This is a genomic window from Sulfurimonas sp. hsl 1-7 (assembly GCF_030577135.1).
Classification (GTDB): domain Bacteria; phylum Campylobacterota; class Campylobacteria; order Campylobacterales; family Sulfurimonadaceae; genus Sulfurimonas; species Sulfurimonas microaerophilus.
This window is the reverse complement of sequence record NZ_JAUIRR010000006.1, coordinates 56744-78655: the sequence shown is the minus strand read 5'-3', so window position 1 is coordinate 78655 and position 21912 is coordinate 56744. Positions and strand designations below refer to the sequence as shown.

Below are 21912 nucleotides of genomic sequence, written 5' to 3'. Positions count from 1 at the left end.
AACCTTTAGTTATTTTCACCTATTGTAACATATTCGTCACTCTTATAAAAGTTTACTTTTTTAAATTCTCTCCATCATCAAGTAAAAGGGCAATCCATTGTGTCTTTTCGTTGGCATTAAAGATTATTTTTGCCATGATCGTAAGTGGGATCGAGAGAAACATACCCACGATTCCAAGTAACCAGCCCCAAAAAATTAACGAGAGAAAGACAACTAAAGTAGATACGCCTAAACCTTTACCCATAATTTTAGGCTCTACTATTGAACCTATAAGAATGTTTACAACAACATATATACCCGCTACAAGTGAAGCACTCATAAAACCCAACTCTACCAAAGATATAAGTACTGCAGGAACTGCTGCTAAAATTGAACCAATGTTTGGGATAAAGTTGAGTAAAAATGCGAGTACTGCCCAAAGGAAAGGATAATCAGTGCCGATTAAAACCAGTGCTACATAGATAATAAATGCTGTTACAAAAGATATAAGCGCTTTGATGATCATATAGTGTTTTATTTTTGAGAAGATCTCATCTATATGGGAGAGCCCATTTTTAGAACTTATTTTTATTTTCTCTACAAAGGTATCTGCCTCTAGTAACATAAATGCAACGGTTAAAATCACTACAAAACCGTTAGTAAACAATGCACCGACACCTTGAACCATCGAGGAGATAAATTTCATTATTTGTTTTGCATTAACCATTTCAGCTAAAGATTCTGTTGTCAAAGTGTAGCCTACACTATTTGCAAAATCTACCACATATTGATAATAAATAGTCAACTTAACTGAATAATCTTCAACGTTATTACTAAACTGGTATGCAGAGGTTGAGATTAGCTTTACAACTAAAACAATCATGAGCATAAACAGCCCTAAAACTGTGATGAGAGAAAGTGCTGAAGGCAACCCTTTTGATTTCAAGTAAGAAAAAGTGGGTGCTAAGATAATTGCAATAAAAACAGAAAGGAGAAAAGGGACGACTATTGAAGAAGCACTTTTAATCCCTGCCAGTATGATAACGACACTTGCTAGTACAATGAGATAATACCCAATATGCTTCTCTTTCATAAATCACCCTTTATTATGTAGTTTGTATATCTTTCTGATTGGTTTTATGTTGCAGATAGTTTGATATATTTATTAAAGAAAATGTCACCAAAAATATCATCAATCCAGGGAAGAAACTAACCCACCAGGCGATCTCAACAACATCTTTCCCGCCGCTGAGTATTGTCCCCCAGCTCATCTGCGGAGCCACTATCCCTAGACCTAAGAAACTAAGACCAGATTCCGAGAGAATAGCTCCTCCAACTCCAAAAGTAAAACTGACAAAATAGATAGGGGCTAAAATCGGGGCGTAATATTTAAGAAGAATTTTTATTTTTGAGACTTTGGCAATATCCAATATTTTAATATAGCCTTGAGAACCTATTTTAAAACTCTCCGCACGTATGAGTCTGGCTGTAGTCATCCAACCCGTAATTGAGATGATCACAATGAGTACAAATATCGAAGCATTCATATAGCTCACCATTGCCAAAAGTAAAAAGAAAGTCGGAAACGTTAAAAAGAGATCAACTAATATAATGAAAGATTTATCGATACCCCCTCTAAAATATCCGGCAATTGAGCCTAAGATAAGACCGATAAAAGATGCGATCAACGCACTTCCTACACCGATAATTAGAGAGACTTTCCCACCTTCGATCAATCGTGCGAGCAAATCTCTTCCCAATCGGTCAGTCCCTAAAGGGTGAGAAAATGATGGTGCTGATAAGATTGCTTGCGGTTCTAAGGTAAAAGGGTTCACACCGTAAAAATATGAACCAAAAAAAGAGAAGAAAAAGATGAAGCCTAAAACCAATATACTAAAAATTGGCATCTATACTACTGTTTAATCCCAAGTAAAGTTTGCATCATCTGATCAACAGTAGTTATAACTTTTGCTGCTGCACCATAAGATGTTTGATACTTGATAAGGTTTGTCATCTCTTCATCTATACTTACTTTTGTTATTGAGTTATATTCTAATTCTGTTGCATTGAATTGTGTATTAACAGTTTCACTACGAGTGATTGCACTGTTTGTCGTAACCCCTACATAAGTTGCAGTCAGGTCAAACATACCGTAAACAGTAGTGTTGTATACATCATTACCAACTTTAAAGTCATAGTTTTCAAACTGCTGTTGTATCATATCTAAAGCAACTCTATTATCGCCACTTGCTGTTGAGTAACCAGCTCTCATAGTTGTTGGATTATCTGAAAGACTAAAGTTAAGCTTTATGTTTTTTGCATTATCTCCGTCAAAAAATCTATGCAGTCCGATAGCACCTGCAAAATTTGATCCCGATGCAAACTCTTTTGTATCTAAATTATCTACGATAGAGAATGTATATCCTGCCCCTTTAGACTGAGCATTCATATCTAATTCTAGTCTTAACTCTCCTGTTGCAGAGGGCTGAAAATTAAACTGTAAAAAGTCATCAATATCATTATTTGCATTTAAGTCGTCATTGTCATCTTGGTTTTGAGTAATTTGCCCCTCAATTGAGTTTGTACCTGCTGCTCCGGACATTGTAGTACTTGCGTTAATTTCTATAGTTCTACGCCCAACTTCATTGCCGTCGATATCGTAAACCACTATATCAAAAGCACCCGGTTTAATATTAAGATTTGAGCTTAATATTGCATCGTTTGCATTAAGCTGCAAAATATTTGATTCCATACTTGTAGTATTACTCTGTGCATAAAGATTATTTGTTGACTCGATCAATCCTTTTGCAAATGCATCTAAATCGGCTATTGCTGTTTGCAAAATTCCGTTTGTAGGCATCCCTGTCGTTTCGTCAATCGCACGACCTCGAAGATCAAAGATAGCGCCTATTTTTCCACCGTTAATCTCTTCTTCCAAGGGGATAAGTGTACCGTCTTGTCTTTCAAAAGAAACTTCATAAAAACCGTACTCATTATTTGCTTTTTCTATGTGAAGCGGATGGTAACTATTCCCATCTACTATGTTAAAACCATTTACCGAAATAGTATAACTTCCCGTTTTTGTATTAGAATTGCTGTCTATCTGGATATTTGCTTCTAATTGTCCTTGATTTACTTCAGCACCGATAAGTCTTGCCAGATTCTTTTCTAAAACATTTCTTTTATCTCTAAGATCACTCGCCTCATACATACCTGCCGCTTCAGCCGTATCTATACTCAAATTCAGTTCTGCAATCTGCTCTGCGATCTGATTTACTTGTTCAACATTAAGTGCAAGCTGGTCATTAACCTCTTGTTGTAAAGTTACTATTTGATTTTGTGTCTCTTGTATATGCCCAGTAAGACTCTCTGTTTGTTTTGCTAAAGCTATTTTGATAGCATCATTGTCTGGATTATCCGCAAATGTCTGCCACATGTCATAGTATGCTGCAAGGTCTGCCTTAATACCCACACCGTCGATCTCAGGAAAGTAGCTCGATAACTCTTCAAGTGTTCTTACTTCATAATCACTGTACTCTTTCTGAGCTGAAACAGCCGTATATCTATCAAATACAAAATTATCAAAAACACGTTTTATATCTTGGATTACAACACCGTTACCCACATTTCCAGGCATGGTAGTTAAAGGTGTTGCAGCTGATGTGATCACTCTTTGACGAGTGTATCCTTCAGTCTCTGCATTCGAGATGTTGTGACCCGTTGTATTGATCCCGACTTGTGCAGCTGAAAGTCCAGAGTATCCGATACCTAAAGTGTTAAACAGATTAGCCATACTATACCCTTACTTCCAAAATAGACGAATTTTTTGATGCAACTTTGTTATACCCCTGCATCTCTGTAGGAACAAGTCTCTCTAAAAAGTCATTATATAAATTACTTACTATCACAACTAATTTTGCATACTCTTTATTTACATCTCTTAGCTCTGATAGTTGAATTTTTAATTCATCTAATAGTTTATGTTGTTCGTCATTTAAAAGATCTGGTAATTGCGCATTTGGATTTTGTGTCATTAATGAAGATATTTCATAATCGATCATCGCTTTTTTAGACTCAAAACTTTTCAGCTTTTCATCTTTGATCGATAATCTATCAAATTGGGGATCGTGCTGTGCTTGTTTTATATCTTCTATGTCTGATTTTGTAATTTGAATGAGGTCTTTTAAATCCTCTAAAGCACTTGTTAGATGATGCGTTAACATATCGTTATCCCCTACTTTGTTAATTGTTTTTAAAGTAGCTCGTCCGCCATCTTTTTAGATAAGGCTGAAAGGTCTACTTTATACTCGCCAGAGTTTATCGACTCTTTGAGTTGTTCTACTCTGCTATTCTCTTTAGCATTTTGAGTACCAACATTCTTATTTTCTTTAGTTTCTGAGGCATTGTTTGCATAAACATTTTGTGCCATTGAACTGTTTACTCTTGAAATCATAATTTTCCTTTGTCTTTATAAAACATTCTCGTAACTATAATATCGGCAAAATTATAATTTTCTAAACTCTTTTTACGACTTTTGTGATAAATAATCGTATAACATCTGAGAAAACCCGAAACTACCAGCACTCGCCTTTGAAAGTTCATCTCTATACATCGATTTGTATATCTTATCACCTGGGTCATTTTGGGATGAAAATATATTTTTTTCATCCTTCATCGCATTATCCATTAACATCTTCACAATGATCGCTTCAAAAGCATCAGTTTGCTGTTTTAGAGCCTCATTTTCTACATTTGTATCTATCTTCGGTATCGCTTTATTGTTTGTAATTAACTGCGATTGTGCCTGTAGGGCATTTAATCCGTAACTCATTAGATAACCTCCAACTCAGCTGAGATACTTCCAACACTTTTCATCGCTTCTAAAATAGCAATAATATCTTTTGGAGTAGCCCCGAGTTTTTGTAGCGAACGTACAAGGTTAGCAACCGTTGTTGTCCCCGCTTTTGTATAAAGCTGGTTATCATTCATTCCTATCACCATATTGTTATCAACCGCCATTGAACCATCTGGAGCTGCTATCTCATCGGCTTCTACGATTTTAATAGTGATATCACCGTGTGTAAGCATGATCGGTTTAAGCTCTATATCTACACCCGCTACGATAGTACCTGTTCTCTCATTGATCACGATTTTGTCTTTTGGCTTGTACTCCATATCTACATCTTGTACCTCGGCCAAAAACTCGATCATAGAGCGGTTTTTAGGACGTTGCAGTTTTACACTGCGAGAATCAATTGCCACGGCAACTTGTGTATTAAAATACTGGTTAATCGCATTTTGTACAGCTACGGCATTGGCAAATCCTGCTTCTTTTAATGAGAGCGTTGCATACTCTTGGTGAAACAGATCAATGTTGATCTCACGCTCAACTAAACCGCCGTTAAAGACGATTCCTGTTGTTGGATGCGATTCTGCTCCACCCCCTCTTTGGTTCATCCCGCCGATACTGAGTGCCCCTTGAGCTAAAGCGTAGATCTTTCCGTCCACCCCTTTTAAAGGAGTCATTAAAAGTGTACCACCCTCTAGACTTTTTGCATCACCGATTGAAGAGACCGTTACGTCCAGTTTGTCCCCTTGTCTTGCAAAAGGTTTTAGTTTTGCCGTAACCACAACTGCTGCAACGTTTTTAGATTTAATATCTACGGGGTTCATGTCAATATTCATCGCTTTTAACATATTTGCGATAGATTGGAGAGTAAATTTTGAAGTAGTACCGTCACCCGTCTTTTTAAGACCAACTACAAGAGAATAACCGATAATCTGATTCTCTCTGACACCGACGATGTTTGAAACATCCGTGATTTTAGTAGCGTATAGTGATGATAAAAAAAGTATAAATGTTAAAAGTATTTTCATTAATTCCCCTCGTTAGTTGAGGAAAATCAAGCAAAGTTTATTCCACTTCGGGGTTTATGAGATAGGTTAAGCTTGTTTTTCCAAACTTTTTCGTTTTTTTCGTTTCATATATACCTATCTTTTGAGGTATCTCTAAGCTGCTCATATGCTCGATAATAATCATTTTCACAACTTCTTTAGGAAGATTTTCGATAAGTTTCATCGTATTATCGTAGATATCTTCCATCCCCTCTCTGTAACTAAAAGGTGGATCGATGTAGATATAGGCATCTTCACCCATCTTTTTTAGTGAAGAGACCACTGCATTAATGTTTTCAAAACTATTGCCGCCTAACACTTCACAACTGCTCGGATCAGTTTGAGCAATATTTTTCTTTAAAACCCTAAGGGCATCTCTGTCTTTTTCCATAAAGTAGATCTTTTTTGCTCCGCGGCTAAGTGCTTCAAGTCCGATCGAACCGCTTCCGCTGAACACCTCAACAAAGTTTGAGTCAATCACGTCAAACTGTAAAGTATTGAAAAATGATTCCAACACTATAGCTTTAGAGCTTCTTGTCGTTGTTTTAGAAGGTAATTCTAAAACTTTCCCTTTATATTTTCCCGCTATTATTTTTTTTGTTAATTTATTATTTTTCATAAAACGCTTTTACTGCTCTTAATACATTTTCTTTATATTCATTTGTTAAAAACTCTATTCTCTTTTCAAGTACTGAAAAGTCCATCCCCTCGTCTTCGAAAAGCTCCTCTTTAGGTGTAAGTTTTTCCTCTTTTTGATGAAGCGTTTCATATCTTTTCTCTAAAGCCAAAATAAGTTGCGACTTTGAAAAAGGTTTGAGAAGATCTGCATCTTCATTGTTTGCTATATAAAAACACTTTGGATCGTTTAAACACTTTGTATCTCTGATCACAATATCACTTTTCTTACTAGAATCGAGATATGATCCTAAAAAAAGCTCTAAAGATTTTTGTAACAACGGTGATGAACACTCAACAGCTACTCTCATACCCTATCCTTGTAAATAATACTCTATCGTATATCGTAAATCTGCATCCAAAGTATCGAGTGTCAATAACCACTGCAGGTACTGAGGATCATTTTGGACTATCTCTTCAATGTAACGCCCGTTATATTTTCCAAAACTAAACTTCTCTAACAAAACATTTTCAAAGCTGAGATTTAACATCTCCTCTTCACTGACACTTTGAAGTAAATATTGAAAAAGAGATTTTAACACATAAACATCTTCTAATGGCTTATATACTACCTCTTTCTCCTCTGAGAGTTGCAATTCATAGCGTAAAAACTGCAGATCGAAGCGTTGAATGTCACTAATAGTATGTTTAGTTACTTTTTTCGTATCGATTATTTTACTCTTTAATTGCACCCCGTAACTATCTAAAAGGCTGAAAACAAAGTCATAATCATGAACAACGACTGTATCGTCTTCATTCAACTCCTGTAAAAACTGATAGGACTTACTCTCTAAAAAAGGGGGCTTATCCTTCAGTGCTGTATTGCCGATATGATGCAAGGCCGAGAGTTCTGGAATTATCTTTTTCCCGTCGTTAATAAGTTCAGAAAAATAATCGTCTGCACTTAAAACACTCATAGCACAGATCTTGTCTTCTTTCTCGTATCCTGTAGTTTTAAACTCTAAAAATACTAACATTTGACGATCCTTACCTGCTTGCAACGGTTACCTATAAAGATAAATGAGAAATACCCGGAAAGTAAAATAGCACCGTATAAAATGTATATATCATAGTAATCAAAAAGTATAAAATCTATAATCATGAAAACGGCACTGAGCCAGATAATGAGCATAAACCACTTTCTCCAAAACTTTACCAAATCCCCGTAACCGATATATTCAATAAATGTTTTCTCTTTCGGGCAACTGAGAAGCTTAAAGCTGTATCCGCCGTAACACTTGTTAAAGATATACTTGACACTTCGAAATAAAGCAAAAAGAACGGTAATATTTAAAGATATTAAAAACCAAAAAACAAACACTTCTCCAAGGGCGCTGAACACTTCATTTTCAAGATTCGGCATCCCTTTTTTTATGTAAAGAACCATTGTTACAATCGATGAGATAAGGGCTGCAGATATAACACTGCACAGGACAACACGCAAAGACCAAAAGAGCCAAATGAGGAAATAAAACTTTTTCATCCCTTAAACAAACTGCCCCAACATCTCATGATAATGCTCGAGTGTCATAAAACTTTTCTCAAATCTATAACGGATAATAAACTCTATAACCTTGTTTTTAAACTCTACATCAACATTTTCAACTCTTCCGAAATAGCCCAATGAGATGTTTTTACTTTTTACAGATGCACTTTTGTCATAAGCGATTGCAAGCACTTGCAGGTAACGACCCTCTTTGATCTCCCCTAGATTTTCACTTTGCAGCGAAGCACCCGAGAGGTTGATCGCTTTAAAATCAAAAATATCTTCAAACTTTTCAACTTTTTGGTCTATCCCCACCTCTTTATATAACTCTTTGAGTTTAGATAGATTCTCTTTACGTGCTACTTCGTAGTTTGATATAGAGATCTTGTTTGTCAAGTTTTTTAATCGGTCTAATGCTGAACTCATCTGTAATTCCTTCTTTTAAAATTATACAATATAAATTTATAAAAGATGAAACCTCATCGCAGTTTAGAGAGATTAAACGATGGTATCTACCTCAAAATGATAGTACTCTTTAATATCACTGGAGATAAACTCTTTATATTCAGGTGAAGTTATCTCATAGTTTACTTTTACAAGTTCATCGTTTAAACTCGTAACAGAGTAGTCAAGTTCAGCCAAATGGGGAAATTTAGGCACTATATCTTCTACGGTAGTTGTAGTAAAAAAATCATCAGGGTTAAAACTCATTGTATCACCTTCTTTTGTAATAGTATGACACTGCACTATCTATTCCTTTGTAAATATATTACATTTTAAACGAACCTATACTAAACAGTAAATTAATCTATTTTCAGCTATAATAAATAAATTCTATAAAACTGCAAAAAGAGAAAGATGGACTATTTAAAAATTCAAGGGATTGACTCTCTTAACGGAACAATAAAAATATCTGGTGCAAAAAATGCATCATTGCCTCTTATCGCAATGACGATACTTGCAAAAAATAAGTTAAACATTTCAAATCTTCCAAATGTTGTAGATATCAAAACTCTTTTAAAACTTTTAAGCAATTTAGGGAGTGTTTGCGAGTTTAATGAACATCATGTATCTGTCGATACAAGTTCGATCAATGAAACACGTGCTACATACGACATAGTAAAGACTATGCGAGCATCTATCTTGGTACTTGGTCCTATTTTATCTCGCTTTGGGCATTGTGAAGTTTCACTGCCGGGTGGGTGTGCGATCGGTCAACGTCCAATCGATCTGCATCTAAAAGCTCTGGAGCAAATGGGTGCAGAGATAGATATCAATGCAGGTTATGTTGAAGCAAAAGCACCAAACGGTCTTCAAGGGTGTGAAATTATCTTTGATAAGATCACAGTAACGGGAACTGCGAACATTGTTATGGCAGCAGCACTTGCTCACGGTGAGACTATTCTCATCAATGCAGCTCGTGAGCCTGAAGTTGTGCAGTTGTGTGAGATCTTAGATGCAAGCGGTGTAAAAATAGAGGGTATCGGTACAGGAGTTTTAAAAATCCATGGAACCGGCGGTGAGCTTATAGATATAAAAGATTTTACAATCATTCCAGACAGAATTGAAGCTGGAACGTATCTATGTGCAGGAGCTATTACCAACTCTGAACTTACAATCACAGATGTTGAACCGAACCATTTAGATGCCGTAATCGGAAAGCTTGAAGAGATGGGATTTAGTTTTACTATTACAAAAGACACAATCACTATCCATCCTGCAAATGAGATAAAACCTGTAAAAATCATCACCCAAGAGTATCCAGCTTTTCCTACAGATATGCAGGCACAGTTTATGGCATTAGCTACTCAGGCAAACGGAACATCTATTATTGAAGAGAGACTCTTTGAAAATAGATTTATGCACGTAAGTGAATTACAGCGTATGGGTGCTGAGATCGATCTAAACGGGCATATTGCGACTGTAAACGGGAAAACTGCACTCAGCGGTACTGACGTTATGGCAACAGATTTAAGAGCATCATCTGCTTTAGTTCTTGCGGGACTTATAGCTAAAGGCGATACAGATATCCACCGTATCTACCATCTTGATCGCGGATATGAATCGTTAGAGGAAAAACTCCAGGAAGCCGGAGCGAAAGTTCAAAGATTAAAAGAGTAGAATTTCTTTCTACTCTTCAAATATAATCATCTCGTAAGTACTTCGTTTTGTAACGAGTGCTTTATCTGGTGATACCGAACGTGCATTGTTCGCACGTTGAACCTCATGGCGCAGTTCTGCTATCTCTTTCTCCATAGCATCTACACTCTCGCGAAGTCTTAGTATAATATCGACACCTGCAATATTTACACCAAGCTCACGAGTGAGGCGTAAAATCAATTTTATTTTATCAACATCACGTTGTGAATAGAGTCTTATGCGACCATCTGAGCGAGATGGACAAATAAGGTTTTCCCTTTCATATTGTCTAAGTGTTTGTGGATGTATATCTAGCATCTTAGAAACGATGCTAATTAAATATACCGGCTCGTCATAATGGTGCATAATCTCTCCTTTGAAACTATTTTGGTAGTTTCTCTTTCATCATCTCAACTAACTCTTCATCTAAATCATCAACATTTGGAAGTACAATGTTTGCTTTTAAGTAAAGAGCACCACGCTGTTTTGTTTTTCTATTCATAGCACCCATATCTTTTACACGGAAGCTTTGTCCGTTTTTCGTATTTTGAGGTACTTTGAGTTTGATCTCTTTTTCAAGTGTTTGAATTGCAACTTTATCGCCGAAAAGTGCAGCATGTAAAGGGACATCAAATGTCTTGATAAGATCGTCGCCGTCTCTCTCATACTCAGGTGAAGGTGCTACAGTTATCTTTAAAAACAGATCTCCTGCACGCCCCCCTTGTACATGTCCTTTACCACGAACACGCATCTTCTCACCTGTTTTTACACCTGCAGGGATCTTGATGTCAAATCGCTCACCCTGTACACTTACAGAGTGGCTTCCGCCTAAAATAGAAACATTAAACGGAATCGTTACACTCGTTTCTATATCTAAGTTTGGCTCTTGATGGAAACCGCCGCCTCCACCGAAACCTCCGCCAAACGGATTTCCTCCGCCGCCGAAGCCACCAAATCCGCCTCCGCCAGAGAACATTTGACGAAGAATATCATCAAGGTCAACATTGCCCCCTTGAGAACGAGAGAAGTCATGGAAGTTTTGACCGCCGAACATCTGATCACCGAACTGATCGTACTGAGCTTTTTTCTCTTTATCGCTCAGTACTTCATAAGCAGCATTTATCTCTTTAAATTTTTCCTCCGCTTCAGGAGTTTTGTTCACATCAGGATGATACTGACGTGCAAGTTTTCTATACGCTTTTTTAATTTCTGTTTCACTAGCGTTTTCTGAAATTTCTAATGTTTCATATAATGATTTACTCATATCTGTTATCCTACTTCTATAATTTATATATTTTCTTAATTAAGCTTAATTATAGCACAAAGCTTGAGTGCATGTCAATCAAGGTTAGAGGTAAGGTATGAAAAAGAATTTAGAAAAAGTGTTTATATTTACTATCATTTTCTTTGGTGGTATACTCGCTTACAATACTTACAGCAACTATGCTTTCAAGCATAATCCCCTTCCGCAAAGTTACATAGATGCCATTGGGAACAAACAGAGTGAAGTGTTGAGAAATATGAAAAAGAACTACGGCTTTGTTTATAAGTTTCCACTCATAGTTACAAACAAAATCAAAGGGAATCTTTACGGAGTAACCACTTATGAAAACGGGCAAATAAAAGTGTATCTCAATAAAAATGTGATGAAAGAAAGTTTTGAATACATGGTAGATGAAGTGATCCCCCACGAATATGCACATGCACTTTTAATGTACAAAGGGTACTTAAACGAAAACAAAAAAGGGCACTCAGCCAGATGGGAAAATGTGTGTAAAAATCTAGGGGGAAAAGAGTGTCGACAATATGTCAACCATGAAGAGATCATCAACGGAAAACTGCCATTTTAGGATTAGTGATGCTTTTGTGATATTATTAGTTTTAATTATCTAAGAAACAATAAACAATTTCTGTTTTTTTCATCAAATTCTATACTCATGTGTTATAATCACTTCACTTAGCATAGAGGAGTCAATAATGGGTCTTTTTGGAAATTCAAATAGAGACTTGGAACGTATCGAAATACTAGAAAATAGTAATAGATCACTTCAACAAGAGAATGATGAACTAAAACATCAACTACATACTTTACAACAACAGTTGGAAAATTCAACACAACAACAAACGACAAGTATAGCTGACACTTTGATGCGAACACAAAATATTCAGCTCAAGGCAAACTTGGTTGATATACAAGGGAACATGGCAGAATCGGTCAACACATCAAAAAGTACCATGGCATGTGCAGATGGTCTTCTTACAAACATAAACGCCATCACAGATGAGACTAAAGATGTTGTTGCAAGACTAAATAGATTAAATGAAGTTTCTTCAAGCTCATTACATACTGTTTCAGGACTTGCTGAACGTACAAGCGATATCACCAGTATATTAGAACTTATCAAAGATATTTCGGATCAGACAAATCTTTTAGCATTAAACGCAGCTATAGAAGCTGCTCGTGCAGGTGAACACGGTCGTGGTTTTGCCGTAGTTGCCGATGAAGTGCGTAAACTTGCAGACAGAACTGATAAAGCCGTAAGCGAGATCAATATCTCACTGCAAACTATGAAACAAGATGTAGACAGCATCTCGGAACAATCTGAACAAATTCAGCAAGAGGTTGACAATACAAGCAACTTCATTACCGAGATCGATCACAAACTCCAAAACAATATGGATGAGATGAAAAATGCTTTTAAAGATATTAACTACACTACCGATCGTGTATTTATGTCTTTAGCTAAACTTGACCATATTTTATGGAAAGTAAATACTTACCTTTCAGCAGCTACAAAAGAGGAACAATTTAAATTTGTTGATCACCATAACTGTAGACTTGGGAAATGGTACTATGAGGGGGAAGGTAAAGAAGCATTTTCTCACACTTCACATTTCCAACAACTTGAAACTCCTCATGCAACTGTACACAACGGTACTCACAAAGTATTTGACATTATAAAAGAGGAAAATGTAGATTTACAGGCTTTAAAAGCTGCATTTGAAGAGATGGAAAAAGGAAGCGATGCTGTCTTTAACATCTTAGATAAAATTTTACACGATAAAGATTAAATAAATTTTCCTAGAAAATTCTAGGAAAACTATTTTAGTGTAAGAAGTGGCGAACTTCTGAGAAGTAAAGGCTCATTCCAAACTCGTTGGCAGCTTCGATGATCTCCTCATCACGGATTGAACCACCCGGTTCAATTACGTTTTTAACACCCGCAGCAGCTGCAGCATCAATTGAATCACGGAACGGGAAGAATGCTTCAGATGCTAATGCACATCCGCTTACATCAAGACCCATCTCTTTAGCTTTTTTCAGTGCACATTGTGCAGCGTCAACACGAGAAGTCATACCCATACCAACAGCTACCATTGCAGCATCTTTAACATATACTACACAGTTAGATTTTGTAAGTGAAGCAACTTTATAAGCGATCTCAAGGTCTTTCATCTCTTCAGCAGTTGCAGCATTTTTAGACATAAGTTTTGCATTTTTAACTTCGTCATCGTTTACTTTGTCAGCATCTTGGTATACGAAACCGCCGTCAACGTGTTTGAAATCTTTTTTGTCATTTGCAAGAACTAATCTGTCAGCTCCCATTTCAAAAAGTTTAATACGTTTTTTAGCAGCGAATACTTCTTGAGCTTCTTCAGTGATACGACCGGCAATGATAACTTCTAAGAAGATCTCATTCATTTTCTCAGCTAACTCTTTAGTTACAACACCGTTTACAGCTACAACACCGCCGAATGCTGAAACAGGATCACATTTAAGTGCTTCAGTATAAGCATCAACTAAATTGTCACGGATTGCAAAACCACATGGGTTACCGTGTTTAGTGATACATACAGCGTTTTCTTCACCGAAAGCAGAAGCGATTTTTACAGCACCGCTTAAGTCGTTTAGGTTATTGAAACTTGCTTCACCTTTTAGTGTTTTGAAGTTATTTGAGAAATGTTTGTCAAATTCGTAAAGTGCACCGTTTTGGTGAGGGTTTTCACCGTAACGAGTATCCATAACTTTATTTCCTACGATGAATTGTTTCTCACCGAAACCTTCGTTGAATCTTTCATTCATGTAGTTTGCGATCATTGAATCATATGCAGCTGTATGCTCGTATGCTTTGATCATGAAACCGCGACGGAAATCTTTTGTGTTTTTTTCGTTCTCAATTGCATCGATTACAACAGAGTAATCTTCAACATTTGTAACGATTAAAACTGAATCAAAGTTTTTCGCAGCTGAACGAACCATTGCAGGTCCACCGATGTCGATGTTTTCAATGATATCATCAAAATCATCAGTACGCTCGATTGTTGCTTTAAACGGGTAAAGATTTACACACACTAAGTCAATCGGCTCAACACCAAGTTCTTTTGCTTGATCCAGGTGAGATTGTTTGTCACGACGATGTAAAATACCACCGTGAACATAAGGGTTAAGAGTTTTTACACGCCCTTCAAAACACTCAGGAAATTTTGTGATCTCATCGATCTCGATCGCACTTACACCACTCTCTTGTAAAAGTTTGAAAGTACCACCTGTTGAGATGATCTCGTAACCATTTTTTACTAATGACTTACAAAAATCAACTACGCCAGTTTTATCGCTTACACTTACTAATGCTCTTTTCATAACTTACCTTGAAAAAAAATATAATGGAATTTTAGCGAAACTTATATTATGATTTGATGAAGTGGTATTAATAGAGGAATGTTGTTTTAGAAATTGTGAAGTTACAGGAGATAAAAAGCTTACCCCTGAACCTCTTAGATCTATGACAAAAATGTAGTTTTGGTTTACACTGCACCCATAAGCTGTTTAGAACTCTCACCTATCAGCTCACACATTGCATCGTATGTTTTTTGTGCATCAGTTGTATCGTTATCAACAACTTCGTCGTAAAGTGTCTCTATTTTCTCTTCAGCACTTAGTTTTTTCATATCACCTTTTTCAAGGTCAACTAACTCTAAGATCTCGTTCCAAACAGAACTCTCGTCAAGTGGATACGCCGTAAATGTAACGCCTTCATACTCAAATGTACCGCTACCGTCTAAGTCTGTTACGTAAAGTACATATATACCTTCAGGAGAAAAAAACTCTTTATATTTATCATACATAGGAGCAAAATCATTAAAACTATCAAGCTCACATGTAAGAAACTTCATCTTCTCATCATCACATACCATGATCACTTGTTTTGCTTGAATCTTCGGCGGAAGTTTTCTATCCGGTGAAAGCTGTTTCCCCTCTTCAACTATTAAAGCACCTCTGTACCCTTCTAGATCTCCAACCGCACCGTTAAATGATGGCTGCCATGCTAACTCATTTGTTTTTATGTACTCTAATACTTTAGACATTGTAATCCTTTTTTTTTAAAAGCGATACATTTATTATTCCCTAGCGACCAATCGCCAGCATATATAAAATATTGTTTTTCGTCTGCAAAAACTCTTTACACTCATCATCATAATATGCACCGATTCCGCTGCATCCTATCCCTAAAAGCTCCGAGCGCAGGTAGATAATCTGTGCAAGAAAACCACTGAGTATATTTACTTTTTGGTATTTCTCCACTTCATTTGAGGTAAAGTAAAATGTCATACCGCTTGTACCGCCTAGGTTTTGCTCCAGCGCTAGGTATCTGGATTTCTCTTTAAAATCCCCCTCTTGTAACAATTCTGTATTTTTATAGAGTCCCTCTGTAAGATTTTTTACAAAATGGGTTGTGTAAAATATCTCGATGCCGTGTTGCTTTGCAAAAGAGAAAACACCATCAACAATAGTAAAAAGCTCCTCTTTTTCCAGCTCCAAAGAACGAAATGCACGAATCGATCTACGCTTTACGATCGCCTGACGTAATTGCTCTTTTGGGATATTTATAAAAAAAGGGTCAGGGGTAAAACTCTCTTCTTTATACTCTGCACTCTCTTTGTAGGCAATTTCTATAAACTCGTTTGTTTCCAGATAATCACATCCGCTGACAAACGGCAGGTTTTGTCGTAACCTCTTTACGCTCTGCTCTGTTTTTTCACCGCTTATCACTCCACAGGTAAAAAACTCATCAGCTCTAAAACCAAACATCTCGTTTAAAGCGAGTTTGTCAAAATCAAAAACAAATTCACTCTCTCTGCCCATTACCGATAATGCAGCGTAGATAGCTCCAAGTTGATGTCCCGCATCTAAAAGTACATAACGGATCGCTCTGTTGTTATACTTCCACGAACTTCTAAAATATACACTTGAAATTAAGAAGATAAAACCTTTTTGTTTTTGCTGCTGTTTAAAACTCTCCTCTACACCGTCACGTTCTATCTCTTGCAAAAGAGTTAGTGAGGCGCTTTTTGGTTCATAGTGATATATCCCGTCAAGCAGCCCTTTTACTGAACGTATCTGTATATACACTTCACAAGGGAAAAGTCCTCCTGCACTCGGCACACTTCGAAGATGGTATGCTCCGTCTGGATAGTTTTTCTCAAAAGTGATGCCGCCTATGAGACTTAGATCTTTGAGTTCATCATAGTCTTCGATCTCAAAACGTTGATAAAAATGGGGATAAGTTTTTGTGTTAGAGGGTTGGCTCCGCCAATCTAAAAAGTTGGCATTTTTGCGTATGCTTATGTAAGAGTGTTTCGTTTGTTGATGAAAAAGAGGCATAGATTAGTGCTCTTTTTTATAACGTTTTGTTAGTCTGCAATAATCATAAAAATCGCTGAGCATCAAATATCTCATCTCAATATCTTCAAACTTTTTCAATAAGCCGAGATTCCCTTTGAGATAATTACTGACATCATTTTGAAACTCTTTTGGAAATTCCAGTTTCTCCTCTTTTAAAGAGGAAAAACACTCTAAAAAATCATAAAAAGCTTTTGTTACTATCTTTTCTTTCTCTTGAGACTTATCTATTAAAAAGTCCGTAGTTTCTTCAAACGATTGGCAAATATTGTGTAAACACTCATTCATTTTTAGCCTCTATAAAGTTATATTTATAAAAGCTTTATACATAAAGTGTACCTACCCTTTTGCCATCTCAATAAATAAAAAGTGTGTATCACTGAGTGCTTTGATCTCAAGCGAAGTTTCATCTACACATTCACAAGCATCATGGGCACTCAACTCTAAAGCATTTAAAGTCAACTCTCCTTTGATCACAACAAAGTAGACCTGACGATCAACTCCAAGATCAAAGTTGAGTGTTTTACCCGCCTCTAGTTCACTGACATAAATATTTACATCCTGATGCAGTTTTATTTGTGCATCTGAATTTTCCGAAGAGACTATATGCAGGAGTTTATTTTCTCTCTCCTCTTTCACAAATCTATGGGAACCGTAGAGTGTTGGCAAGTTATGCTTTGGAGGCAAGATCCAAATCTGTAAAAGTTTTAGATCTTGACTCGGGTGATTGTTATACTCGGCATGAAACACTCCGCTTCCCGCACTCATGTACTGCACCTCACCCGCTTTTAAGCTCTCTTCGTTTCCCATTGAGTCTTTATGTGTTATCTCCCCTTCGGTAACATAGGTAACTATCTCCATATCACGATGGGGATGCATATCGAAACCGCTTTGTGGCTTGATCACGTCATCATTGAGGACACGCAAAACTCCGAAGTTTCTGTTGTCATGGTTGATGTACTCTGCAAAGGAGAAATGAAACCTGCTTTGCAGCCAACCTTTGTCTGAGAAGAACAGTTCCTCTTTAGCTATTTTGTTAAGCATCATTTCCCCTTTTTAAAGTTATTTTTCTAAAGTTCCTTCGATACTCACTTCCATTTTAACTGTATCGCCTACAAGGACACCGCCTGTTTCTAAGACTTTGTTCCATTTTAAACCAAAATCTTTTCTATTGATTTTACCTTCGAGTGTCATTCCTGATCTTGTTTGTCCCCAAGGATCTTTTAACACTCCTCCAAACTCGTAATCAAGTACGACATTTTTTGTTACATCTTTAATAGTAAGTTTTCCATACGCTTTGTCCCCTACTACGTTTTCTAGAACAAAAGTGATTTTCGGATATTTTGCCACATCAAAAAAGTCGGCTGAACGCAAGTGTTCATCTCTCTCTTTTTTGTCAGTATTTAAAGATGCCGCTTCGATCACACCTTGCAGAGCCGTCACTTTATTATCTTTAACTTCGAATGAACCGTCAAATTTTTCAAATTTTCCCGTTACATTGCTGATCATCATATGTTTTACTTTAAAGATTACGTTTGTATGAACCGGGTCTACTTTAAACGTCGCACCAAATAAAACACTTGTACCTAACACTGCTACTACAAAAGCTGCAAATAACTTTTTCATCATTGATCCTTTAAATCATTTTTTTGAACTTTTCTCAGGAGTTTACAGAGGGTGTCTAACTCTTCATCATTCAAAACACTCATCTTTTTTTCAAGATTTTGAATATGTTGGGGAAATACACCTTCTATAATATCTACCCCTTTTTGTTCAATAGACAAAAGAGTACTTCTTTTATCTTTTTCATTTTTAATAGAACTGATCCAACCATCACGCTTGAGGTTTTTCACTACAACGGTAATATTTCCCGGTGTAGAGAGTGTTAGCTTTGTAATCTCCCCGATTGAGAGATCACCACGATGATACAGAACTTCTAAAACTTTAAACTGATTGTACGTAAGACCGTGTTCTAAAAAAAACTTCGCTTCATAAGAAGCCAGTTTGTTTTGTGTACGATGTAACTGAAAAACAGTTTTGAGAACTTTGTCTTGATGTTCTCCATATGATTTAATTTTTAATTTCATCACTCAGCCTTTGAAAAGATTATACTACTAACTAGTACTAATTATCTATTAATATTACTAACTAGTATTATATTGTAATTTTAGATTAATTTTTTGGCTAACTTTTCAAGACTCTTTTTTTGTAAGATGTGAAGATCACACTCATCCAACCACTCCATCGCCTGTTCATAGTAAAACTCTAAAATAACGGTTGAGAGATGCTCTTTTTGGGGAAGGAGTTTCTCTATAAACTCTTTTACTTCGCTTGCATCAAACTCCTCAAAATTTTGCAGCTTCTCATAGAACGCCTCCATAAAAGCATCATCTATAAAATCTTTTGCTTTGTCCAAAAAGAGTGTCGCTTCATACTCATTGGCAACAATGTCATTCCATTTTCGCCCGTTTATAAGCTGATCGACTGCTACGTCAATGTAGATAGGTACCATTTCCAGTACTTTGTTAAGCTCGTTAAAGTCGTTGTCAACAAGATCGCGAAACAACATTCTAGAACGGTTGCGTATCTTTTTGCGCAGCTCCTCATCTTCGATCACATCTTTGTGCAGCAGACAAAAACGCTCGAGTGCATCCAAGCGGGAGTGATTAAACGCCATGATTGAGACAAGCGGGTGTTTGTCCTTGATCTGATCGGCGTGCGATCCCGACGGACGGCAAAAAGCCCAGTAGAGTCTTGCCTCGAAATCTTCGTGATTTATATACTTCTTATCACCCAAAGCCTCAAACTCCTCTTCATCTTTCAGCGCTTCAACCTCATCTTTATACGTTAGATTAAATAACTCTTCCATCACCTATCCTAGTATTAAAAGTTTTCTTCCAAAAGGGATCTTGTTTTTATTTTGAGAGAGTGCCCATAGAACTTCATACGACGGCGGTATACGGGGAAATATCCCCTCCCCGTCCGTAAAGTAAAGAAGCATCGTACTCATCGGCAGGTTCTGCTCCACATAGTCAAACACTACACGGTAGTCGGTTCCCCCACCCCCTGTAAGTTTAAAGTCCAACTCCTCAGCACCTACAAAAGTGTAATGATGATGCACTTTTGCATCAACTATCAAAAGCTCTATTCTGATCGAAGGGAAGTTTTGCATAATAGATTCAAACTCCGATTTGAATACTCCTAAAAGAGACTCGTTGATCGAGCCTGATGTATCGATCGCAACAATGAGTGAGAGAGTATCACTCGCTAACGACGGCAATGCCACTCCGCGGTAAAGATGTTTTTTGTTTGGGGGCATAAAAGCGTAGTTGTTTCTCATATGTCGGTTGATAGCATTGTAAAGCTCAAACCTCCAGTCTATGTCGTTTGCCACCATCTTTTTTGCAAAACGCTCAAACCCTGAGGGCATGAGTGATTTTTTCTGCGCAACTTCCTTTGCCAAAGTTGCCGCATAGTCCCACTCATCTTCATCTTTTTCACTTGGGTTTTTCTCTATACGCTTTATTCTGCTAAAAAAAGAGAACTCGTTTTTCCCTGCTGTAATCTCGTCAAGAATATCTGCATCATCATACAGACTCACCCCATCGGCGATCAGTTGATTTTTCAGCTCCTCGTAGATCTCCTCGGCGTACATATTTTTAAATGCTTTATCGTAGTTAACACCTTTTGGGAGTTTAAACTTGTTTTTTACGAGCATATTGTTGATCGCATAATCGGTAGCAAGCTGCCAAAGTGCCCCACGGCGTCTAAGCTTTCTTTGTTTGTGTGCTAACACATGGTGCATCACCGCATTTGTCAAAATAAACTGCAACTCCTCAATGGAGCACTCTTCAACAAACGCCGCATTGTATAGAAACCGAACTCCGTTACTTGCATAGTGGTCTACTTTCTCACTTTGTTCATGCTTTAACCGAGAAGCCAACATCCCAAAGTACGGATGTTTGTTTATTAACTGGCTTTTTGCTTTTGTAAGGAGTTCTTCGGCACTCATTTATGCAGTATCTTTGTAAAATTTTTACTCCACAGCGCCCAGTTACTCAGGTAATCGAGTTCTATGTTACGACCGCGCAGATCTTGAACGATCATGATCGCAAACTCGGCAGGGAGATTTAGGGTATATGCAAGAAGATTGTTTAACTCTTTTGAGCGTGTATCTTCATCTATGCGCATCGTAAGTGCCGTAGCTAAGATGTGCAGAGCTGAAGCTTCCTCGGGTACTTCACTAGATTCACCCGATAAGATAGCTTCAATATCGGGCAGAGATTTCTCAACCGATAAAAATCCTAAAAACGAAGCCGCCAGATCTTCACCAATCGCACCGCTAAGCATCGCTAAAAGCAGGTCATCTTCCGGCTCACTTTCTAAGATCTCATTTACATATTCCCAAGTTCTCGGAGTTGCAAACGCTTTTGCTTCGGCATTTGCCCCGAACGTAAAAAGCGCATCGGGTCTGTAAGAGATAAATGCGATGATGGAACCTCTTAGGTTTGATGAGAGCGCCCAGTTTTTCCAGTCCTCTACGTTGGACTCCATATCTAGGTGTATAAAACGGTTTGCAAGTGGTGCCGCCATACGAAACACAACACCGCGATCGCTCTCACGGTTTCCCGCCGCTACGATCGCCCAACCATCAGGAAGTGAGTACTCCCCAACTTTACGATCGAGGATCAGCTGATATGCAGAAGCCTGAACCATAGGGGCTGCCGTATTTAGCTCATCTAAAAACAAGATTCCCGAGGAATTTTCATCTGTCGGCAAGAACGATGCGGGAGCCCAAACAGCTTTGTCGTTTTTCGCATCGAAAAAAGGGATACCGCGTAAATCTGTCGGATCGAGCAGTGACAAACGAAGGTCGATGTACTCCAACTCTTTTTCATTTGCAATCTGTTTTACGATCGAAGACTTCCCGATCCCCGGCGGCCCCCATACAAACATAGGTACCTTTCGATCAACAAGATGGGCAATAGCTCTTTTGGCACTTTGTGGATTCATACATCACTCCTTTAATAAAGAGATATGTACAAGTTTTGTGCCG

28 protein-coding genes and 1 pseudogene are annotated in these 21912 nt (G+C 37.4%); 4 read left to right on the top strand and 25 right to left on the bottom strand.

Annotation, left to right across the window (positions count from 1 at the left end):
- Positions 1–52: 52 nt before the first annotated feature.
- The 13 genes from QWY88_RS11135 to QWY88_RS11075 form a co-directional block, all read right to left on the bottom strand.
- Positions 53–1072 (bottom strand): AI-2E family transporter, encoded by a 1020-nt coding sequence (locus tag QWY88_RS11135; RefSeq protein WP_304546473.1) that lies wholly within the window; start codon positions 1070–1072, stop codon positions 53–55.
- A 13-nt stretch (positions 1073–1085) separates the two neighbouring features.
- Positions 1086–1886, bottom strand: coding sequence for an ABC transporter permease (locus QWY88_RS11130; protein ID WP_304546472.1), 801 nt, complete (start codon positions 1884–1886; stop codon positions 1086–1088).
- A gap of 5 nt (positions 1887–1891) precedes the next feature.
- On the bottom strand, positions 1892–3772 hold the full coding sequence (gene flgK / locus QWY88_RS11125) for a flagellar hook-associated protein FlgK (protein ID WP_304546471.1): 1881 nt from the start codon (positions 3770–3772) through the stop codon (positions 1892–1894).
- Between the two features lies 1 nt (position 3773).
- Positions 3774–4202, bottom strand: a complete 429-nt coding sequence (locus tag QWY88_RS11120; RefSeq protein ID WP_193114210.1) for a hypothetical protein — start codon at positions 4200–4202, stop codon at positions 3774–3776.
- Between the two features lie 29 nt (positions 4203–4231).
- Positions 4232–4432 (bottom strand): flagellar biosynthesis anti-sigma factor FlgM, encoded by a 201-nt coding sequence (locus QWY88_RS11115; protein WP_304546470.1) that lies wholly within the window; start codon positions 4430–4432, stop codon positions 4232–4234.
- A gap of 72 nt (positions 4433–4504) precedes the next feature.
- Entirely contained in the window at positions 4505–4810 is a 306-nt protein-coding gene (locus tag QWY88_RS11110) for a rod-binding protein (protein WP_193114208.1), read from the bottom strand.
- Positions 4810–5856, bottom strand: a complete 1047-nt coding sequence (locus QWY88_RS11105; protein ID WP_304546469.1) for a flagellar basal body P-ring protein FlgI — start codon at positions 5854–5856, stop codon at positions 4810–4812. The genes QWY88_RS11110 and QWY88_RS11105 overlap by 1 nt, the downstream gene beginning before the upstream one ends.
- Positions 5857–5893: 37 nt before the next feature.
- Positions 5894–6493, bottom strand: coding sequence for a 16S rRNA (guanine(966)-N(2))-methyltransferase RsmD (gene rsmD, locus QWY88_RS11100; protein ID WP_304546468.1), 600 nt, complete (start codon positions 6491–6493; stop codon positions 5894–5896).
- Positions 6483–6860: a hypothetical protein gene (locus QWY88_RS11095; protein ID WP_304546467.1), complete on the bottom strand. Its 378-nt coding sequence runs from the start codon at positions 6858–6860 to the stop codon at positions 6483–6485. Before QWY88_RS11095 ends, rsmD begins: the two co-directional genes overlap by 11 nt.
- 3 nt (positions 6861–6863) lie before the next feature.
- The gene (locus tag QWY88_RS11090; RefSeq protein ID WP_304546466.1) at positions 6864–7526 is read right to left on the bottom strand and encodes an exodeoxyribonuclease X C-terminal domain-containing protein; all 663 of its coding nucleotides are present in this window, start codon (positions 7524–7526) and stop codon (positions 6864–6866) included.
- Entirely contained in the window at positions 7520–8032 is a 513-nt protein-coding gene (locus QWY88_RS11085; RefSeq protein WP_304546465.1) for a hypothetical protein, read from the bottom strand. Before QWY88_RS11085 ends, QWY88_RS11090 begins: the two co-directional genes overlap by 7 nt.
- Positions 8033–8035: 3 nt before the next feature.
- Positions 8036–8461: a hypothetical protein gene (locus tag QWY88_RS11080; protein WP_304546464.1), complete on the bottom strand. Its 426-nt coding sequence runs from the start codon at positions 8459–8461 to the stop codon at positions 8036–8038.
- Between the two features lie 72 nt (positions 8462–8533).
- Positions 8534–8782, bottom strand: a complete 249-nt coding sequence (locus QWY88_RS11075; protein ID WP_304546463.1) for a hypothetical protein — start codon at positions 8780–8782, stop codon at positions 8534–8536.
- A 111-nt stretch (positions 8783–8893) separates the two neighbouring features.
- Here QWY88_RS11075 and murA point away from each other — a divergent pair, with 111 nt between their 5' ends.
- Positions 8894–10156: a UDP-N-acetylglucosamine 1-carboxyvinyltransferase gene (gene murA / locus QWY88_RS11070; protein ID WP_304546462.1), complete on the top strand. Its 1263-nt coding sequence runs from the start codon at positions 8894–8896 to the stop codon at positions 10154–10156.
- 9 nt (positions 10157–10165) lie between these two features.
- Here murA and QWY88_RS11065 read toward each other — a convergent pair whose 3' ends face one another.
- On the bottom strand, positions 10166–10540 hold the full coding sequence (locus tag QWY88_RS11065) for a heat shock protein transcriptional repressor HspR (RefSeq protein ID WP_304546461.1): 375 nt from the start codon (positions 10538–10540) through the stop codon (positions 10166–10168).
- Between the two features lie 16 nt (positions 10541–10556).
- Entirely contained in the window at positions 10557–11438 is an 882-nt protein-coding gene (locus tag QWY88_RS11060; protein ID WP_304546460.1) for a DnaJ C-terminal domain-containing protein, read from the bottom strand.
- A 97-nt stretch (positions 11439–11535) separates the two neighbouring features.
- Between QWY88_RS11060 and QWY88_RS11055 the strand changes: the two genes are divergently transcribed.
- From QWY88_RS11055 to QWY88_RS11695, 3 genes and pseudogenes are all read left to right on the top strand, one after another.
- A complete protein-coding gene (locus tag QWY88_RS11055; protein ID WP_304546459.1) occupies positions 11536–12024 on the top strand; it encodes a SprT-like domain-containing protein in 489 nt (162 codons plus the stop codon).
- A 523-nt stretch (positions 12025–12547) separates the two neighbouring features.
- Positions 12548–12841, top strand: a pseudogene (locus QWY88_RS11725) (methyl-accepting chemotaxis protein); the annotation flags it as partial.
- 9 nt (positions 12842–12850) lie between these two features.
- Positions 12851–13246 (top strand): CZB domain-containing protein, encoded by a 396-nt coding sequence (locus tag QWY88_RS11695; RefSeq protein ID WP_369811230.1) that lies wholly within the window; start codon positions 12851–12853, stop codon positions 13244–13246.
- A 34-nt stretch (positions 13247–13280) separates the two neighbouring features.
- Here QWY88_RS11695 and purH read toward each other — a convergent pair whose 3' ends face one another.
- The 10 genes from purH to QWY88_RS11000 all read right to left on the bottom strand — a co-directional run bounded on the left by purH (position 13281) and on the right by QWY88_RS11000 (position 21869).
- Positions 13281–14816, bottom strand: a complete 1536-nt coding sequence (gene purH / locus QWY88_RS11045) for a bifunctional phosphoribosylaminoimidazolecarboxamide formyltransferase/IMP cyclohydrolase (RefSeq protein WP_304546457.1) — start codon at positions 14814–14816, stop codon at positions 13281–13283.
- 164 nt (positions 14817–14980) lie between these two features.
- Positions 14981–15541 carry a hypothetical protein gene (locus QWY88_RS11040; RefSeq protein ID WP_304546456.1) on the bottom strand — a complete coding sequence of 187 codons (561 nt, stop codon included), beginning with the start codon at positions 15539–15541 and terminating at the stop codon, positions 14981–14983.
- A 40-nt stretch (positions 15542–15581) separates the two neighbouring features.
- Positions 15582–16838, bottom strand: a complete 1257-nt coding sequence (locus QWY88_RS11035) for a SagB family peptide dehydrogenase (RefSeq protein ID WP_304546455.1) — start codon at positions 16836–16838, stop codon at positions 15582–15584.
- A gap of 3 nt (positions 16839–16841) precedes the next feature.
- Positions 16842–17144 (bottom strand): hypothetical protein, encoded by a 303-nt coding sequence (locus QWY88_RS11030; protein ID WP_304546454.1) that lies wholly within the window; start codon positions 17142–17144, stop codon positions 16842–16844.
- 51 nt (positions 17145–17195) lie between these two features.
- Entirely contained in the window at positions 17196–17900 is a 705-nt protein-coding gene (locus tag QWY88_RS11025; protein WP_304546453.1) for a pirin family protein, read from the bottom strand.
- An 18-nt stretch (positions 17901–17918) separates the two neighbouring features.
- Positions 17919–18482, bottom strand: coding sequence for a YceI family protein (locus tag QWY88_RS11020; RefSeq protein ID WP_304546452.1), 564 nt, complete (start codon positions 18480–18482; stop codon positions 17919–17921).
- Positions 18482–18943 carry a MarR family winged helix-turn-helix transcriptional regulator gene (locus tag QWY88_RS11015; RefSeq protein ID WP_304546451.1) on the bottom strand — a complete coding sequence of 154 codons (462 nt, stop codon included), beginning with the start codon at positions 18941–18943 and terminating at the stop codon, positions 18482–18484. Before QWY88_RS11015 ends, QWY88_RS11020 begins: the two co-directional genes overlap by 1 nt.
- A gap of 80 nt (positions 18944–19023) precedes the next feature.
- Entirely contained in the window at positions 19024–19725 is a 702-nt protein-coding gene (locus tag QWY88_RS11010) for a hypothetical protein (RefSeq protein WP_304546450.1), read from the bottom strand.
- A 3-nt stretch (positions 19726–19728) separates the two neighbouring features.
- On the bottom strand, positions 19729–20868 hold the full coding sequence (locus tag QWY88_RS11005; RefSeq protein ID WP_304546449.1) for a vWA domain-containing protein: 1140 nt from the start codon (positions 20866–20868) through the stop codon (positions 19729–19731).
- Positions 20865–21869, bottom strand: coding sequence for an AAA family ATPase (locus QWY88_RS11000; protein WP_304546448.1), 1005 nt, complete (start codon positions 21867–21869; stop codon positions 20865–20867). Before QWY88_RS11000 ends, QWY88_RS11005 begins: the two co-directional genes overlap by 4 nt.
- Positions 21870–21912 lie beyond the last annotated feature (43 nt).